This window comes from Micromonospora sp. NPDC049044, assembly GCF_040649215.1.
GTDB lineage: Bacteria > Actinomycetota > Actinomycetes > Mycobacteriales > Micromonosporaceae > Micromonospora.
In genome coordinates this window covers 245,401-261,667 of the sequence record NZ_JBEZFA010000001.1, presented here as the reverse complement: position 1 = coordinate 261,667, position 16,267 = coordinate 245,401, and the positions used below count along the sequence as shown (strand labels likewise).

At 72.6% G+C, this 16,267-nt stretch carries 12 protein-coding genes; 11 read left to right on the top strand and 1 reads right to left on the bottom strand.

Annotation, left to right across the window (positions count from 1 at the left end; translation table 11 throughout):
* The first annotated feature begins 12 nt into the window (after window positions 1–12).
* The 4 genes from AB0B85_RS01155 to AB0B85_RS01140 are packed head-to-tail and all read left to right on the top strand — an operon-like array spanning window position 13 to window position 3,511.
* Window positions 13–702 (top strand): isochorismatase family cysteine hydrolase, encoded by a 690-nt coding sequence (locus AB0B85_RS01155; protein WP_357402192.1) that lies wholly within the window; start codon window positions 13–15, stop codon window positions 700–702.
* A gap of 9 nt (window positions 703–711) precedes the next feature.
* Window positions 712–1,404, top strand: coding sequence for a cysteine hydrolase (locus AB0B85_RS01150; RefSeq protein WP_357402190.1), 693 nt, complete (start codon window positions 712–714; stop codon window positions 1,402–1,404).
* Window positions 1,405–1,416: 12 nt separating this feature from the next.
* Window positions 1,417–3,051: a regulator gene (locus tag AB0B85_RS01145; RefSeq protein WP_357402188.1), complete on the top strand. Its 1,635-nt coding sequence runs from the start codon at window positions 1,417–1,419 to the stop codon at window positions 3,049–3,051.
* A complete protein-coding gene (locus AB0B85_RS01140; RefSeq protein ID WP_357402186.1) occupies window positions 3,044–3,511 on the top strand; it encodes an AtzH-like domain-containing protein in 468 nt (155 codons plus the stop codon). Before AB0B85_RS01145 ends, AB0B85_RS01140 begins: the two co-directional genes overlap by 8 nt.
* A gap of 52 nt (window positions 3,512–3,563) precedes the next feature.
* Here AB0B85_RS01140 and AB0B85_RS01135 read toward each other — a convergent pair whose 3' ends face one another.
* The gene (locus AB0B85_RS01135; RefSeq protein ID WP_357402407.1) at window positions 3,564–4,082 is read right to left on the bottom strand and encodes a DM13 domain-containing protein; all 519 of its coding nucleotides are present in this window, start codon (window positions 4,080–4,082) and stop codon (window positions 3,564–3,566) included.
* Between the two features lie 213 nt (window positions 4,083–4,295).
* Between AB0B85_RS01135 and AB0B85_RS01130 the strand changes: the two genes are divergently transcribed.
* The 7 genes from AB0B85_RS01130 to AB0B85_RS01100 all read left to right on the top strand — a co-directional run bounded on the left by AB0B85_RS01130 (window position 4,296) and on the right by AB0B85_RS01100 (window position 16,263).
* On the top strand, window positions 4,296–4,721 hold the full coding sequence (locus tag AB0B85_RS01130; RefSeq protein ID WP_357402184.1) for a hypothetical protein: 426 nt from the start codon (window positions 4,296–4,298) through the stop codon (window positions 4,719–4,721).
* 588 nt (window positions 4,722–5,309) lie between these two features.
* The gene (locus tag AB0B85_RS01125; protein WP_357402182.1) at window positions 5,310–8,135 is read left to right on the top strand and encodes an AAA family ATPase; all 2,826 of its coding nucleotides are present in this window, start codon (window positions 5,310–5,312) and stop codon (window positions 8,133–8,135) included.
* 139 nt (window positions 8,136–8,274) lie between these two features.
* Window positions 8,275–9,312 (top strand): hypothetical protein, encoded by a 1,038-nt coding sequence (locus AB0B85_RS01120; RefSeq protein WP_357402180.1) that lies wholly within the window; start codon window positions 8,275–8,277, stop codon window positions 9,310–9,312.
* Window positions 9,313–9,488: 176 nt separating this feature from the next.
* Window positions 9,489–11,765, top strand: a complete 2,277-nt coding sequence (locus AB0B85_RS01115) for a TOMM precursor leader peptide-binding protein (protein ID WP_357402178.1) — start codon at window positions 9,489–9,491, stop codon at window positions 11,763–11,765.
* A gap of 51 nt (window positions 11,766–11,816) precedes the next feature.
* On the top strand, window positions 11,817–13,280 hold the full coding sequence (locus AB0B85_RS01110; protein WP_357402176.1) for a SagB family peptide dehydrogenase: 1,464 nt from the start codon (window positions 11,817–11,819) through the stop codon (window positions 13,278–13,280).
* A complete protein-coding gene (locus AB0B85_RS01105) occupies window positions 13,277–14,086 on the top strand; it encodes a hypothetical protein (protein ID WP_357402174.1) in 810 nt (269 codons plus the stop codon). The genes AB0B85_RS01110 and AB0B85_RS01105 overlap by 4 nt, the downstream gene beginning before the upstream one ends.
* The gene (locus AB0B85_RS01100; protein ID WP_357402172.1) at window positions 14,083–16,263 is read left to right on the top strand and encodes an NHLP family bacteriocin export ABC transporter peptidase/permease/ATPase subunit; all 2,181 of its coding nucleotides are present in this window, start codon (window positions 14,083–14,085) and stop codon (window positions 16,261–16,263) included. The genes AB0B85_RS01105 and AB0B85_RS01100 overlap by 4 nt, the downstream gene beginning before the upstream one ends.
* Window positions 16,264–16,267 lie beyond the last annotated feature (4 nt).

Sequence of the window (16,267 nt, the reverse complement as noted above, 5' to 3'; positions counted from 1 at the left end):
GGAGGCGGAAGGATGGGCAGCATCGGACCGGTACCGGCCAACCCCTACCCGTGGCCGTACGACGGCGCGGCGGACACCGCGCGTACCGCACTGCTCTGCATCGACTGGCAGACCGACTTCTGCGGTCCGGGCGGCTACGTCGACGCGATGGGATACGACATCGGCCTCACCCGGGCCGGCCTGCCGGCCACCGCCCGGCTGCTGGCACACGCCCGATCGCTCGGCATGCTCGTCGTGCACACCCGGGAGGGGCACGACCCGCAACTGTCGGACCTGCCGGCGAACAAGCGGTGGCGGTCGGCGCGGATCGGCGCCGAGATCGGCACGGCCGGCCCGGCCGGACGGATCCTGATCAGGGGCGAGCCGGGCTGGGAGATCGTGCCCGAGGTCGCCCCGGTGGCCGGCGAGGTGATCATCGACAAGCCGGGCAAGGGCGCCTTCTACGCCACGAACCTCGACCTGGTGCTCCGCACCCGGGGCATCACCCACCTGATCCTCACCGGCATCACCACTGACGTCTGCGTGCACACCACGATGCGCGAGGCGAACGACAGGGGATACGAGTGCCTGATCCTCTCCGACTGCACCGGCGCCACCGACAAGGCCAACCACGACGCCGCACTGCACATGGTCACCATGCAGGGCGGCGTCTTCGGCTGCGTCACCACATCCGACGACGTCATCGCCGCCACGGCCCAGTGAGGTGCGCCCATGTTGACCATTCCGGCCGCCCGACCAGGCCCGTACGCCTTCGACCTGTCGACCACAGCGCTGCTCGTCATCGACATGCAGCGCGACTTCCTGGAACCCGGCGGGTTCGGGGCGAGCCTGGGCAACGACGTGCGCCAGTTGCGTCGCGTCATCGCACCACTCGCGGCGCTGCTCGCCGACGCCCGTGCCGTCGGCCTGACCATCGTGCACACCCGTGAGGGGCACCTGCCCGACCTGTCCGACTGCCCGCCGGCCAAGCTCAGCCGCGGGGCGCCCAGCCGGCGGATAGGTGACCTCGGACCGAAGGGTCGGATCCTGATCCGCGGCGAGTACGGCCACGACATCATCGACGAGTTGGCACCGCTGCCCGACGAGCTGGTCATCGACAAACCCGGCAAGGGCGCCTTCTACGCCACCGAACTGGACGGCCTGCTCGTCGAGCGGGGCATCCGCAGTCTCCTGGTCACCGGGGTCACCACCGAGGTGTGCGTACACACCACGGTCCGGGAGGCGAACGACCGCGGGTACGAGTGCCTCGTGCTCGCCGACTGCGTCGGGTCCTACTTCCCGGAGTTCCAGCGGGTCGGGCTCGACATGATCGCCGCCCAGGGCGGGATCTTCGGGTGGGTCGCCGACTCGGCGCAGGTACGCGCCGCGCTGCCCACCACCGGAGTGTTGCAACCCTCTTCCTGACCGGGAGCAGCCATGGTCTCGACCAAGTCCACCGCCGCCCCGCTCCCGTACTGGGTGCGCGGCGACACCAACGCGTTCTTCGGCTTCGGCGTCAACGTCCTGGTCAACGTGCTCACCCTGACCGGGCTCTGCCTCGCCGTGGTGAACCTGCCCGAGGGGGAGGTGTTCGGCACCATCCTGCCGGCGCTGGGCATCGCCCTGGTCGCCGGCAACATCTACTACACCTATCTGGCCCGTCGGCTGGCCCGCCGGGAGCAGCGCAGCGACGTGACGGCCCTGCCGTACGGGCCCAGCGTGCCGCACATGTTCATCGTCATCTTCGTCATCATGCTGCCGATCTACCTGCGTACCCAGGATCCCGTGCGGGCCTGGGAGGCCGGGCTGGCGTGGGCCTTCATCATCGGCGTGATCGTGTTGATCGGCGCGTTCGTCGGGCCGTACATCCGCCGGTACGCGCCCCGGGCCGCGTTGCTCGGCACCCTCGCGGGCATCTCCATCACGTTCATCTCGATGAACCCGGCCGGGCAGATGTGGCGGATGGCCTGGGTGGCCCTGCCGGTCTTCGCGTTGCTGCTGATCGGTCTGCTCACCGACGTGAAGCTGCCGTTCAACTTTCCGATCGGGCTCGCCGCGCTGCTGCTCGGCACCGCGATCGGCTGGGCCGGCGGGGCGATGTCGGTGCCGGACGTCACGGCCGCGGCCCGGGACATCGCGATCGCCGTACCCTCGGTCAAGCTTGATCTGCTCCTCACCGGGCTGGCGGACATGGCGCCGCTGCTGGCGACGGCGATCCCGCTCGGCGTCTACAACTTCACCGAGGGCATGACGAACGTGGAGAGCGCCGCCACCGCGGGGGACAACTACAACCTGCGCAGCGTGCTGCTTGCCGACGGCGCGGGCGCGGTGATCGGGGCGGCGCTCGGCTCGCCGTTCCCGCCGGCCGTCTACGTCGGGCATCCGGGATGGAAGGCCGCCGGTGGACGCAGCGGCTACTCGATGGCGACCGGCGTGGTGATCGCGGTGCTCTGTTTCCTCGGCATGTTCGGGCTGCTCGGCGCGATCTTCCCGACGGCGGCGATCGTCCCGATCCTGCTCTACATCGGCCTGCTGATCGGGGCGCAGGCGTTCCAGGCGACGCCCCGAGCGCATGCCGCCGCCGTGGTCGCCGCGCTGATCCCGAACATCGCGGCCTGGGCCACCGGGCAGATCGACAACGCGTTGGCGGCGGCCGGTACCACCGCCGCCGCGGTCGGCGACGACGCGCTCAACGGCGCCGGGGTGATCTACGACGGGCTGCTGGTGCTCGGTCAGGGTGCGATCCTCGCCGGCCTGGTGCTCGGCGCGGTGGTGGTCTTCATCATCGACAAGCGGTTCCTCCGGGCCGCGATCTTCGCCGGCGCCGGGGCGCTGCTGTCGTTCATCGGGCTGATCCACGCCGAGCGGATCGAGTGGAACGCCAACGGCCAGGTGGCCCTCGGCTACCTCTTCGTCGCGGCGATCTGCGTGATCTTCGCGTTGGGTCGCCCGACGCCCCGCGAACCCGACCCGGATGAGGCCGAACTGGACCGGGAGCCCGGCCCGGCCGACACCGACGCCGACGCCGACCGGTCCGAGGCCGAGCGGCGGACGTCGGCAGTGAGTGGCTGAGCCGACGAGCCCGGTCGGGGGCGGCACGGCCACCGACCGGGCCGCCCAGTTCCCGACCCACCGGATCGAAGGGACCTACCGCATGGAGATCGACCGGACGGACGTGGTCGCCGAGGTGACGGCGGCCTTCGCCGACTACGAGCGGGCGCTTACCGACGGCGACGCCGAGGAGATCTGCGGGTACTTCTGGGACTCCGACCAGACCGTCCGGTTCGGCCTCGCCGACCACCAGTACGGGTTGGACGAGCAGCGCAAGTGGCGGGCCGCGCAGCCACCACTGCCGGCCGGTCGCCGGCTGGTCGATCCGGTGGTCACCACGTTCGGTGCGGACCTGGCGGTCGTGACGACCCGATTCGGGTGCGCCGGCACCGCCGCCACCGGTCGGCAGACCCAGACCTGGGTACGCCTGCCCGTCGGCTGGCGGATCGTCACCGCGCACGTCTCGGTCTCGGCGGGCTAGCCGACCCGGGCACGTGTCGGCTCGCTGGCCGCAGCTGTCAGCACCACCCCGGTCAGGCGCTTGTGAGATCGGCAGCGCCGAAGGAGACAGCGAATCGCTTGCACCAGATGGCGACGCTGCGGAAGTCGCGGGGGTCGACAGAGGACGGCAGCTCGTACACCTGGTTGCCCCTGTTGCCCTTGAGTCGGGCCAGCTCGACCCATTCGCCGTCATCGAACACGCGCCAGCCGGCAGTGCCGGGAATGACCTGTTGGTCGGTCAGCCACACCCGCAGGTCCGGGCCGTTCGAGGTGTTCAGGTCTCGAATGACCAACCGGTGGCGTCCGTCGGCGAGCCGGTGGATCTCTGCGGTGCCGGTCGTCCGGTGCTCGTGGGTGACGAATTCGCCGGCGGTCAGGATCTCGCCTCCGGCCGGTGCGGGCGACGCGGCCGTGAGGGACGGGATCGGGGAGGACGGGGCCGCGGGCGCGGCAACTGTCGAGGGCGCCGCCGCCGGGGGAATCGCGTCGTCGACGTACGTGTCGGTGAACAGCTTCCACGGCTGGAACCAGTAGAGGGCCAGTACCGCCACGACAACAGCGGCGGCGAGAGTGGCCCGAGCTACCGGCGACCGGAAGAGTCGTTCTCTCACCCCCGCAGCGTACGACCACGGCAGCCGCCCAGCCGGTCGCGAAACCCTTGCGGAACTCTTACGCCGCGTCCTTTCCGGCCATCGACGTGGTCGGTCGAGGCGTCGCGCCCCGGTCACGATCGCGGGGAAGTCCGGTCTCGCTACGCTTCACCGATGGCTCGTCTGCCAGCGACGTGGTGTGTGCCGGTCGTTCGTGCGGACTTCCGCGACGACGGTGGGTGGGAGCGGCTCAAGGACGAGATCGTCAGCCCCACGGACGAGGGCTTCCTGGCCCGTGTCGAGTTCGTCGAGGACCGTGAGCTGGTCGGTCTCGACGGTGCTGCCATCGCGGCCGGCTACCCCCGCGCCTACCCGCATCGGTACCGACACCCGGTGGTGTTCGTCGTCGACGCTGTCACCGTCTCGCTGCCGGAGCATCCGCTGCTCGTCATCAATCTGAACGACGGCGACGGGTCGGGTCCGTTCAGGACACCGCCCCGCCAGGTCCAGGCGATCGAGAACAACCTGTCGATCGCGAACATGGACTTTTTCGAGTTCGCCCGGGCGGCCGGCCCGGACGGTGTCTTTCGAGGCTTCTGAGCGCGGTGCCGGTACGGCGGTGAGCGGCCCGCCGACCAGCGCGGCCGCACGTCGAGTCCGGAGTCCAGCGTGGCCGGCGACCGGATCATCGCCACCGGGACGTCGCTGGTCTTCCCGAGACACCGGCCGGATTTCTCGCTATTTGAGATAGTCGCTGTGATTGTTTCGTATAGGCGCTGATGACTGTGCTGATATCAGGGAAGGTTCGATCTGGCAATCAGCCGGGTGTCCCGGCCCCGGCAGCGCAAGGGTGTCGTCCACTGTTCATGTCGCCACCAAACACCGACCCTGCGGTGTGCGCCAAATCGACTGATGGTGTCTCGGCCCACTGCCTGCGGGGTGATTTAATGGGTTTCAGGGATATCGTTCCACGCTTCGGGTGACCGGTCCCTTTCAACGGATTGTGACTTGCTGTGGGCACTTCTCTGGTCCCGATTTCGGATGCCGACAGGAGCTGACCACATCCGGATATTCGACATTCGCCGATGCTTCGGTATAGTGCGTTCAATCCTCTTTGAGCGCGCCGGAAAGCGTCTGATCTGCGTGATGACAACTGGGCTGGAAAATGCGTCAATCGACCCACACTTCGTGGGGCGGCAAGAACAGTTGGCGCGAATCAGGAGAGCCCAGGCCACAGTGCTCGGTCGCGGCCGGCAAATGCTCTGCGAGGTGGTGGGGGAGCCGGGCACCGGCAAGACCCGGTTCGTTCACGAGGCCGTCCGGCGGTGCGTCCCCACCATTCCCTGGGCCGTCGGGACCTGCTCGCCGGACGAGCGCGGAGTTCCCTTCCACGTGTTCCGGCACGCCTTCACGGCGGGGCAGGCACCCCCGCGCGGGCTGCGGGCGCGGTCCACCGGGGAGACCTGGGCGCAATCCGCCGCCGAGGTGCCACCGGCGCCCGCGCGGGCCTCGGACGCCCGGCGGTTCCGGACCTACCAGTTGGCCCGCCGGCTGATCGGCCTGGCGGCCCGGGACGGTCTGGTGCTGGTCCTCGACGACCTGCACTGGGCGGACGCCTCCTCCACCGGGCTGATCGCCCACCTGCTGCGCTATCCGGTGCCCGCCCCGCTGCTGCTCGTGCTCGTCTACCGTCCGCGGCAGATGGCGACACCGATGCCGTTCGGCCCACCCGACCATCGCGACCACGTCGACGGGGCAGCGACGACACACGAGCGGATCGAGCTACACCCGCTCAGCCGGGCGGAGGTCGCCCTGCTGCACCCCCGCGTCGGCCCGCCGGAGGTGCGCGCCCGCTACGACCTGACCGGCGGCAACCCCGGCTACCTTGCGGCACTCCCGATCGAGAGCGCCGACACCGACCCGACCCGTACCGTGGGCGTCCGGTTGTCCGACGCGGCGGTGGCCGCGCTGCGCCGCGAGTGGAGCGGCCTGCCCGCTGTCGACCTGGCCTGCCTACGGGCCGGGGCGATCGTCGACGCGCCCTTCGGCACGGACGTGCTCGCCGAGGTCGCGCAGGTCCCGGCGTCCCTGGCGGTCGAGGCCGGCTGGCGACTGGCCCGGCTCGACCTGATCCGCCGGGTCCCCGGCACCGGCCGCTTCGCCTTCCGGCACCCGGTGCTGCGGATGGCTGTCGCCCAGGACACCGACCCGGCGTGGCAGTCGGAGGCGTGCGCGCGGGCCCTCACCGCGCTCGTCGAGCTGGGTGCGCCACCCGCGGACCGGGCCCGCTACGCGGAGCGCCTGCTCGCCCTCCCGAACGGCCGCTGGGTCGACCGCTGCGTCAACGTGCTCTGCCGGGCCGCGCAGGAGGTCCGGCGCGAGACACCGGACGTGGCCATCCGCTGGTTGCGGCTCGCGTTGCGGGCGCTGCGGCCGACGGCCGGTCCGACGCAGCGTCGCCGGGACGTGTCACTCGCGCTGGCCCAGATCACCGGTGAGGCGGGCAACCTGGCCGAGAGCAGGGCCCTGCTCCAGGAGATCGTGCCGCTGTTCCCCGCCGACCAGGAGGGACGACGGGCCCAGGCGGTGGCTCTCTGGGCACGCGTGGAACGCCTGCTCGGCAACTACGCGGAGGCGGCGGCGATCAGCCGGCGTGAGCTGGCCGCCCTGCCGGCCGGCACCGCGTTCGTTGGCGGCTACCGACTCGCCACCGAGATCGGTGCCGCCGGCATCCTGTCCGGTCGCCCCACCGTCGGGCTGCCCGACGGTCTCAGCGGCGAGCCCGGCGGCTCGGGCGCGGACCGGGCCGGCCTGCTGGCCGTCCGCAGCCTGGCCGCCGCCCACGACGGCGCCCTCGACGACGCCCGGGGCCTGCTCGACGACGGTGCCCGGATCGTCGACTCGCTGCCGGACCGGGATGTGCGGGACCACCCCGACTGCCTCACCGCGCTCGGCCTGACCGAGTTGTACCTCGAACGGCAGGCCGACGCGGCACGGCACCTCGACCGGGGGCTGACGCTGGTCCGCGCCGCGCACCGCGACGACGGCCTGTGCCAGTTGCTGCTCGGTCGCAGTCAGGTGGCCTACCACTGCGGCGAGCTGAACACCGCCATCGCATTGGCGACCGAGGCCGGCATCGTCGCGCGGCGGATCGGCAGCCATCACCTGCTGAGCTTCGCCCTGGCGTTCGAGGCGGAGGCGACGGCGTGGCGGGGCGGCCTGCGCGACGACGACCGGGCGGTGGCGCTGGCCCGCAGCGCCGCCGGCATCGCCACCGACCTCGCCACCTGGTGCGGTCGTACCGCCGCGATGGCGTTGGCGAGCGCGGCGCTGCTCGCCGGTGATCCGGCGACCTGTGCCGACCTGGTGCGGTCGGCCGGCGGCAACAGCCGGCTCAGCCGGCTGCAGAGCACCCTCCGACCCCGGTGGTTCGAGCTGCTCTGCGCCGCCGCTCTGGCCGCCGGAGACACCGACGACGCCGAGCGGCAGGCCCGGCTGGCGATGGCCGAGGCCGACCAGGTCGGCCTCCCCGGGCAGCGTGGCTTCGCCGAGTCGGCGTACGGCGAGGTGCTGCTCGCCCGTGGCGAGGCGTCGGTGGCGGTGCCGCACCTGGAGACCGCTGCCGATCTGTTCCGCTCCGGCGGGATGGTGTTACGGCGCAGTCTGGCGCTGGCCTCGCTGGCTCGGGCGGCCGAAGCCGCGGACCAGACCGGGGTGGCGGCGCGGGCCCGCCGCCGCGCGCTGGAGCTGGCCGGGTGGTGCGGGACGGAGCGGGTCGCCCTGCGGCTGGCCCGCCCGGTCGGCCCGCGCGAGGTGGCCGCCCTCACCGACCGGGAGTGGCACATCGCGCGGTTGGCGGCGACCGGGGCCACCAGCCGACTGATCGGGCGGCAGCTGAACATCAGCCCCCGCACAGTGGAGGCGCACCTGACCCGCATCTACCGAAAGGCGGGCGTCGCCTCGCGGTCGGCTCTGGTCGCCTGGGTCGCCCGCCTCGACGACACCGATCGGTGACCGCGACCCCGGCCCGATGACACCGTTTCGTGCAACGTCGACAGGCCGGGCAGCACGAGGCCGCGCCGCCACCGTCGTGGCGCGACAGCCGCTCACATACTCGACTGCATCGGACGCGAATCCCGTGCACCGGTGGTGGATGGAGGACGAGATGCTGGGCAATGGATCCGTCAGCGGCCCGCGTACCCTCACCGCGCCGGTGCCGGCGACGCGGATCGCCGCCGCCACGGTGGCGCTTGTCGTGTTGGCCGGCTGTGGTGGCGAGCCGGTGGACGCGGCCACCCCTGCCCCCGCGGATCCGGCGACCTTCGGTCGGGACCGGGCCGCGCTGGTGCTCACCGCCTTCGACCAGGCCGACTCGGCGGCCTCGGTGGCCGGTGACGTCGAGGTGCTGCGGACCCAGGAGGTGCCGCCGTCGCTCGACCTCAGCATCGCCGCGGTACGCCGGGCTGCCTACAACCAACGGACGCAGCCGTCCTTCCAGCACATCAACCCGGTATTCGCGGTGCCGCCCGGCGACCCGGCCTGCTTCCTCGTCACTGCCACCCTCCGGCTGACCGGCTCGGAGCTGGCACCCACCGACATCAGCCAGTTCGTGCGCGGCGCCGACGGCCAGTGGAAACTCAGCCACAACGTGCAGGTCACCCAACCCTCACTGGTGGTCGCCCGGAGCCTCGACGGCCGGCCGGCCACGGCGGGCGGCGGTGCCCTGGACGAGACCAGCCGCCGGGCTCTCGCCGCCGAGGTGTTCGCCCGCAGCACCGGGTCCAGTACCGGCAACCGGTCCCTCGTCGCGTCGAGCCCGCTGCTCGACGGCCAGTTCGCCGGCGGCTGGGAGGTCTACGGGCAACAACTCGCCGGTGCCGGCGCGGCGGTGCGGCGGACCATGGACCGGGCGGAGTGGTCGGACTGCGCGGTGACGGTGCCGACCGGCACGCTCACCTTCCTGACGATCCACGCCACCGACACACTGCGTCCCGCGCCCGGCGGCCCAGCGACCGTCCAGATGGTGCCGCAGAGCCCGGACCTGATCGCCACCGGTCAGCGCACCGCGGTCAGCGGCAAGTCGATCCGGGTCACCCGGGTGGAGACCTTCGCGCTGCTCGTGCCGGCGCAGGCCGCCGGCACGTCGGTGCTGGGTCTCAACGACACAGCGCTGACCGTCACCGTCGGCTGACCGGCCAGCGCCGCGTCGCTCGACGCCTCGGCGGGCGCGGTCGGCGAGCGGCCACGACGCCGGCGGCGGCAGAAACCTGTGGCATCCCTCGGATCGGACGCCCGGGACCGCGACGATGGCAGCAGCCGTGATCGCCGGCGGCGTCGGCCGTCCGGTCACCAGGCTCGGGAGGAACCATGTGGCGTCCGCGCTTCCGATCGGACTACCTGCCGGTGCGGCTGCCCGACGGTCCGCTGGTGGTGCTGGGGGAGACCCGCAGCCTGCTCATCGACGACCCGGTCGCGGCGGATCTGGCCGACCAGCTCGACGGTGCCGCGCCGCTTGCCGACGTGGTGGTTCGGCTGGCCACCCGGCATCCGGTCGCCGCCGTCGCCGCCGCCCTCGCCCGGCTGCGTGACCACGGCCTGCTGGTGTCCGGCCCGGCGCACACCTCGCCGGCCGAGGCCGCCGGCTGGGACGCCCGGGGTGTCCCGCCCGAGGCCGGCCAGCGGTGGATGGCCGGAGGCGCGGTCACCATCGTGGACCTCGGCGCGCCCCGGGTGGCCGAGACCGCCGACGCGCTGCGCACCCTCGGGCTGGCCGTGACGGTGATCGGACCGGACCCGGCGGAACCCGACCCGGGCACCGCCCAGGTGCTGGTGTTGCCGGAGTCGATGCTCGACCCCCGGCTGGCCCTGACCAACGACCGTCAACTGGCCGCCGGTCGGGCGTGGACGCTGGCCCGGCCACACGGCAACGTCGTCTTCCTCGGCCCGCACCTGGTGCCGGGCCGCACCGGCTGCTGGGCCTGCCTTCGGCAACGGTGGCAGGAGAACGAACAGGTGAACGCCTTCCTCGACGGGCAACAACTGCCCGGCGCGCTGCCGCAGCCCGGCCGCGCGGTGCTGCCCGGACTGGCCACCATGGCCGCCGGGCTGCTCGCCGCCGAACTCGCCGTGCTTGCCGTCCGGGGTGCGTCACCCCGCCTCACCGGCCGGATGGTCGCCCTGGACACCCGGGATCTGAGCACGGAGAGCCACCAGCTGGTACGCCAACCGCAGTGCCCCGCCTGCGGCGACCCGGACCTGGTCGGCAAGGCCGAGCCCCGGATCGACCTGCCCCCGAGCGGCGCCCAGCCCAGTCGGGGCGGGGAATCCCGTACCCGGGAACCCGCCGAGGCGTACGCCGCGCTCGCCCACCACGTCAGCCGGTATCTGGGCGTGGTGAGTCGGCTGACCCCGCTGGAGGCGACCGACAACGGCGTCACCCACACGTACTCGGCCGGGCACAACTTCGCCCAGCCCCGCCAGCTCGCCGCGTTGCGCCGCAATCTGCGCGGACAGAGCGGCGGCAAGGGCCGGACCGACCTGCAGGCCCGGATGAGCGCGGTCGGGGAGGCGGTGGAGCGCTACTGCGGGGTGTGGCGCGGTGATCGCCCGGTGCACCGGGCCACCTACCGGCAACTCGGCCCGGACCGCGCGGTGCACCTGCGGGAGCTGCTGCTGTTCTCGGAGGGCCAGTACGCCGACCGGGATCGGCTCAACCGGGACCTGGGTCACCTGCACCGCGTTCCCCGCCCACTGCCCGACGAGGTGGAGCTGGACTGGACAACGGGCTGGTCGCTGACCCGCCAGACACCACGCGAGCTGCCCGCCGCGCACTGCTGGTACGGGCACCCGGAGCTGACCGGGCTGGGGGTGTGCTCGGCCGACTCGAACGGCTGCGCGGCCGGCGGCAACCAGTCCGAGGCGATCGTGCAGGGCTTCTGCGAACTCGTGGAGCGGGACAGCGTGGCCCTGTGGTGGTACCACCGCTCCCGGATGCCGGGGGTGGACCTCGCCTCGTTCGCCGACCCGTGGACCGCCGCCTGCGTGGACCACCACGCCACCGCCCTCGGCCGTGAACTGTGGGCCCTCGACCTGACCGCCGACCTCGGCGTACCCGCGTTCGCGGCGGTGTCCCGGCGGCTCGGTGCGGGGCCGGAGGACGTGCTTGTCGGCTTCGGCGCGCACCTGGACGCGCGGGTCGCGTTGACCCGGGCGCTCACCGAGGTGAACCAGTTCCTGCCCGCCGTGGCCAAAGGGGCGTCGGCCGGCAACCGGCACGGCGGCGACGACCCGGACACGGCCCGCTGGTTCGGCACGGTGCGGGTGGCCGACCAGCCCTGGCTGACCCCGGATCCCACCCGGCCACCGACCACCGTCGCGGACCACCCGCCGCTCACCACCGGCGACGTCGGTGACGACGTGCGGTGGTGCGTACGCCGGGCGGAGCGGGCCGGGTTGGAGGTGATCGTCGTCGACCAGTCCCGTCCGGACGTCGAGCTGGCGGTGGTGAAGGTGGTCGTGCCGGGCCTGCGGCACTTCTGGCGCCGGCTCGGTCCGGGCCGACTGTGGGACGTGCCGGCCCGCCTCGGCCGGGGCCCGCTGGCCGGCGACGAGACGTCGGCCAACCCGCTGAACGTCTTCTTCTAGTGGGGGTGCGCGGATGACAAGCGTGGTGGACCCGGTCGGTAGGCGGTCGTCGTGAGCGGGGCCGTCGGCGGTCCGCCGGTACAGGAGTCGTACCGGCTGCGCCGTGACGCGGAACTGCGCCTCGGTGAGGACGGCTCGCTGACCCTGCGGCAGACCCGCTTCCAGCTCACCCTCGAACAACCGGGGATGGGCCGGCGGGCGCTGCTGCTGCGGCTCGCCGCCGACTGGGTGAACGACGTCGAGGTCGGCCGGTTGATCAGCGGGCTGGAGGGGGAGAGCCGGGTGCTGCCCGCGCAGTTGCTGCTGCGTCGGTTGCTCGCCCACTCCTGGTTGGAGCGCCGGGTCCAGGTCGACGACCGGGCGCTGCTCGACCTGGTGCCCACCGGCCTGGGTCGGGGCAGCCTGCCGGAGAGCCGCCTGCACACCCCCGGGGTCCGCTACCGGCTCTCCCGCTTCGCCACCCTCCAGCACGAACAGGGCCTGCTGATGGCCGCGTCGCCGCTGAGTACCCTCGCGGTGGGCTGCGCCGACGCCGCCGTCGGCGCGGTGCTGGCCGCCGCCGTGCCGGGCGTCGACCCCGACGCGGTGGCCCGCACGCTCGGCGTGTCGCCGGCAGCCGCCGGCCGGGTGCTCGACGAGTTGGCCACCGCCCGGATCCTGGTCACCGACGCCGAGTTCACCGCAGAGTGCGACGACGCGCCGCTTGCCTACTGGTCACCTGAGGAGTTGCGGCTGCACCACCGCTCCCGGGCAGGTCGGCACGCGCTGCCGGTCGGCGGCACGTACCGGATGCGGGAGCGCTTCGCCCCGCAACCGCTGCGCCGCCCGTACGACGGGGGGCGGGCTGTCGAGTTGCCGCTGCCCGACCTGGCGACGATCGCCAAGGCCGACCCCGCGTTCGGTCAGGTCGTCGCGGACCGCCGCAGCGTGCGCGACCACGACGACGCGGCACCGCTGCCCCTGGACCGGCTCGCGGAATTCCTGTACCGGTCGCAGCACACGAGCGTCGTCGGCGAGGCCGGCGGGCAGGAGATCGGTCACCGTCCCTACCCGGGCGGCGGCGGGGTCTACGAGTTGGAGATCTACCCACTTGTCGCGCGCTGCGCCGGGCTCGACCCCGGGCTCTACCACTACGACGCGGTCGGACACCGGCTGGAGCCGGTCGCCGGGTGGGGACCGGCTGCGGACCGGCTGTTGGCGTACGCCCGGGCCGCCGGCGCCCTGCCCCGGCCGCCGCAGACGGTCCTGGTGGTCACCGCCCGGGTCCAGCGGCTGATGTGGAAGTACGAAGGGATGAGCTACGCAATGATTCTCAAGGACGCGGGTGTGTTGACCCAGCAGATGTATCTCGTCGCCACCGCCATGGGGTTGGCGCCCTGCGCCCTCGGCGCCGGGGACTCCCAGGCCTTCGCCGAGTTGTCCGGCCTCGACCCGCTCGTCGAGCCGAGCGTGGCCGACTTCCTGCTCGGCTCGCGGCGGGACACCGGCCCCATCGGGGCGGGGGGCCGACAGTGAAGTTCCGGCGGCAGGCGTTACGCCAGTTGGAGGCGCCCGAGCAACTGGACCGGGCGGTCCGGCTGACCACTGTGCCGAACTGGCTGGCCACCACCGCGCTGGTGATCGTCGTGGTCGCGGCGGGTGTCTGGTCGGTGCGTACGGTGGTGCCCCGGACCGTCGAGGCGGCCGGGGTGCTGATCCACTCGAACGGGATCTCCGCTCTCGACGCGCTCGACAGCGGCCAGGTCACCAAGGTGTGGGCGGCACCGCACCAGCGGGTGCCGAAGGGCACCCCTCTCTACAGCCTGCGTACATCGGACGGCAAGGTGCGGGTGGAGACCGCGCCGGGGGACGCGTACGTGGTCGCCTGGCTGGTCTCCGAAGGTGAGATCGTCACCCCGGGCACACACCTGGCCGACCTGGAACGGCTCGACACCGCCGGGGACGCGTTGCAGGCCGTGGTCTACGCCCCGGCCGTCGCCGCGCCGCTGCTGCAACCCGGGGTGCCCGTCGAGGTGGCCGCCGCGGCCGCTCCGCGCAACGTGTTCGGCACCCTGGCCGGCCAGGTGACCACCGTCGGCGCGTTCCCGGAGACCGAGGCCTCACTGCGCGCCTTCCTGGGCACCGGGCCGGACGTCCGGCGGCTGCTCGCCAGCGGCAGCGTGGTCCGGGTGACGGTGGCCCTGGCGCCCGACCCGGCGGCTCCGGGCGGCCTGCGCTGGACCAAGTCCCCGCCGCCGTTCCAGCTCAACTCGGCAAGTGAGGTGACCGCCTGGTTCACTGTGGACCGGGAGCACCCGATCGACTGGTTGCTGCGCCGATGAGCGCGCCGAGCACCACGGGCGGCACCCCGGAACTGCCCAGGATCCGGCGTCGGCGGGTCCGTACGCCCACCCTGATCCAGATGGAGGCGGTGGAGTGCGGTGCCGCCGCGCTGGGAATCCTGCTCGCGCACCACGGTCGGCACGTGCCCCTGGAGGAGCTGCGGCGGGTCTGCGGCGTCAGCCGGGACGGCTCCACAGCGGCCACGGTGCTCAAGGGCGCCCGCCGGTACGGGATGGTGGCCAAGGGTTTCCAGATGGACCTGGCCGGCCTGGCCACGGTGGCGCTGCCGGCGGTGCTGTTCTGGCGGTTCGAGCACTTCGTGGTGTTGGAGGGGCTCGGCCGTAAGGTCTTCGTCAACGATCCGGCCACCGGCCCCCGGGCGGTGACGTGGGAGGAGTTCGACGGCGCCTTCACCGGCATCGTGCTCACCATGGAGCCCGGCCCGGAGTTCCGGCCCGGCGGCACCCGTTACCGGCTGGTGCGGGCGCTGGCCGAGCGGTGGCGCGGCCCGGGCTCGGCGATCGCGCAGATGCTGCTGCTCGGCCTGCTGATCGCCGTGGTCGGTCTGACCATTCCGGTGATGGCGAAGGTCTTCGTCGACCGGGTGCTGTTGCAGGAGGACCGGGCCGCGTTCGCCGGCCTGGTGGCGGCGGTGGCGGTGGCCACCGTGCTGACCTTCCTGGCCAGCCTGCTCCAGCAACGACTTACCGTACGCGCGGAGACGGCGCTCGCTCTCGCCAGCGCCGCCCGGTTCTTCCGACATCTGCTGCGGCTGCCGCCGGCCTTCTTCGACCAGCGGCAGGCCGCCGACCTCGGCCAGCGGGTCCGGGGCAACGAGGTGGTCGCGGAGGTGCTCACCCGCCGGACCGCCACCACAGTGGTGGACACCGGCCTGGTGCTGGCGTACGGGGCTCTGCTCTGCCAGTACGACCTGCTGCTCGGAGTGTGCGCGGTGGTCCTCGCCGGGCTGAACGTCAGCGTGCTGCGCTATGTCGCCTCGACCCGGTCGACAGCCGTCGCCGGCCTGCAGGCGGACCGCAGCAAGCTGGTGACCACCGTGTACACCACGGTGCAGATGATCGAGACGGTGAAGGCCGGCGGCGAGGAGGAACGGGCGGTGGCCCGGTTCGCGGCCCGCCACGCCACCGTCGCCACCCGTCAGCAGCGGCTGGGGGTACCCACCGCGGTGCTCTCGGTGCTGCCGGCGCTTCTCGCCTCGGGTACCACAGCGGTGCTGCTCGGGTTGGGCAGCCGGCAGGTCGTCGCGGAGGCGATGAGTGTCGGTGTGCTCGTCGGCATGCAGAGCCTGGCCGCCGCGATGAACCGCCCGCTCGGCAACCTGACCGCGCTGGGCTCGCGGTTGCAGGATATGAGCGCTGACCTCAACCGGCTGCGCGACGTGGAGCGGTACCCATTGCCACCGGACCCGGACCGACCAACCCGTGCGTTGACGCCGATGGAGGGACACCTGCGCCTCGAGGAGGTCACGTTCGGCTACAACCCGCTGGGCCGTCCGCTGCTGGAGAACTTCAGCCTGGACCTGCCGCCCGGAGCGCGGGTGGCGCTTGTCGGCCGGTCGGGCAGTGGCAAGTCGACTGTCGGCCGGCTGGTTGCCGGTCTGTACCAGCCCTGGACCGGACGGGTCACGGTGGACGGTCAGGAGCGGGCGGCGGCCGACGACGGGCTCTGGGCGGCCACCGTCGCGATGGTGGACCAGGACCAACGGCTGTTCGAGGGGACGGTCCGGGACAACGTCACAATGTGGGACCTGACGGTCGCGGACGAGGACGTGGTCGGCGCGCTCACCGACGCCTGCCTCTACGACGAGGTCGCGGCCCGTCCGGGTGGCCTGGGCAGCCCGGTACGGGAGAACGCCCGCAACTTCTCCGGCGGCCAGCGACAGCGGCTGGAGATCGCCCGAGCGCTGGTGCGCAACCCGCGGGTGCTGGTGTTGGACGAAGCCACGAGCGCGTTGGACGCCGAGACCGAACGTCGGATCGATCTGCACCTGCGCCGTCGAGGGGCGACCTGCCTGATCGTGGCCCACCGGCTGTCCACGGTCCGCGACTGCGACCTGATCGTCGTACTGGACGGCGGTCGGGAGGTCGAGCGCGGCACCCATGAGCAACTGGTCGCCCGGGACGGGGCGTACGCGCGCCTGGTCCGAGATCACTGACCAC

What these genes read in the sequence shown, in the direction of transcription:
- AB0B85_RS01130 (WP_357402184.1), top strand. Translation starts at nt 4,296, where the DNA reads ATGGCTCGTCTGCCAGCGACGTGGTGTGTGCCGGTCGTTCGTGCGGAC.
- AB0B85_RS01150 (WP_357402190.1), top strand. Translation starts at nt 712, where the DNA reads ATGTTGACCATTCCGGCCGCCCGACCAGGCCCGTACGCCTTCGACCTG.
- AB0B85_RS01115 (WP_357402178.1), top strand. Translation starts at nt 9,489, where the DNA reads ATGTGGCGTCCGCGCTTCCGATCGGACTACCTGCCGGTGCGGCTGCCC.
- AB0B85_RS01100 (WP_357402172.1), top strand. Translation starts at nt 14,083, where the DNA reads ATGAGCGCGCCGAGCACCACGGGCGGCACCCCGGAACTGCCCAGGATC.
- AB0B85_RS01120 (WP_357402180.1), top strand. Translation starts at nt 8,275, where the DNA reads ATGGAGGACGAGATGCTGGGCAATGGATCCGTCAGCGGCCCGCGTACC.
- AB0B85_RS01155 (WP_357402192.1), top strand. Translation starts at nt 13, where the DNA reads ATGGGCAGCATCGGACCGGTACCGGCCAACCCCTACCCGTGGCCGTAC.
- AB0B85_RS01145 (WP_357402188.1), top strand. Translation starts at nt 1,417, where the DNA reads ATGGTCTCGACCAAGTCCACCGCCGCCCCGCTCCCGTACTGGGTGCGC.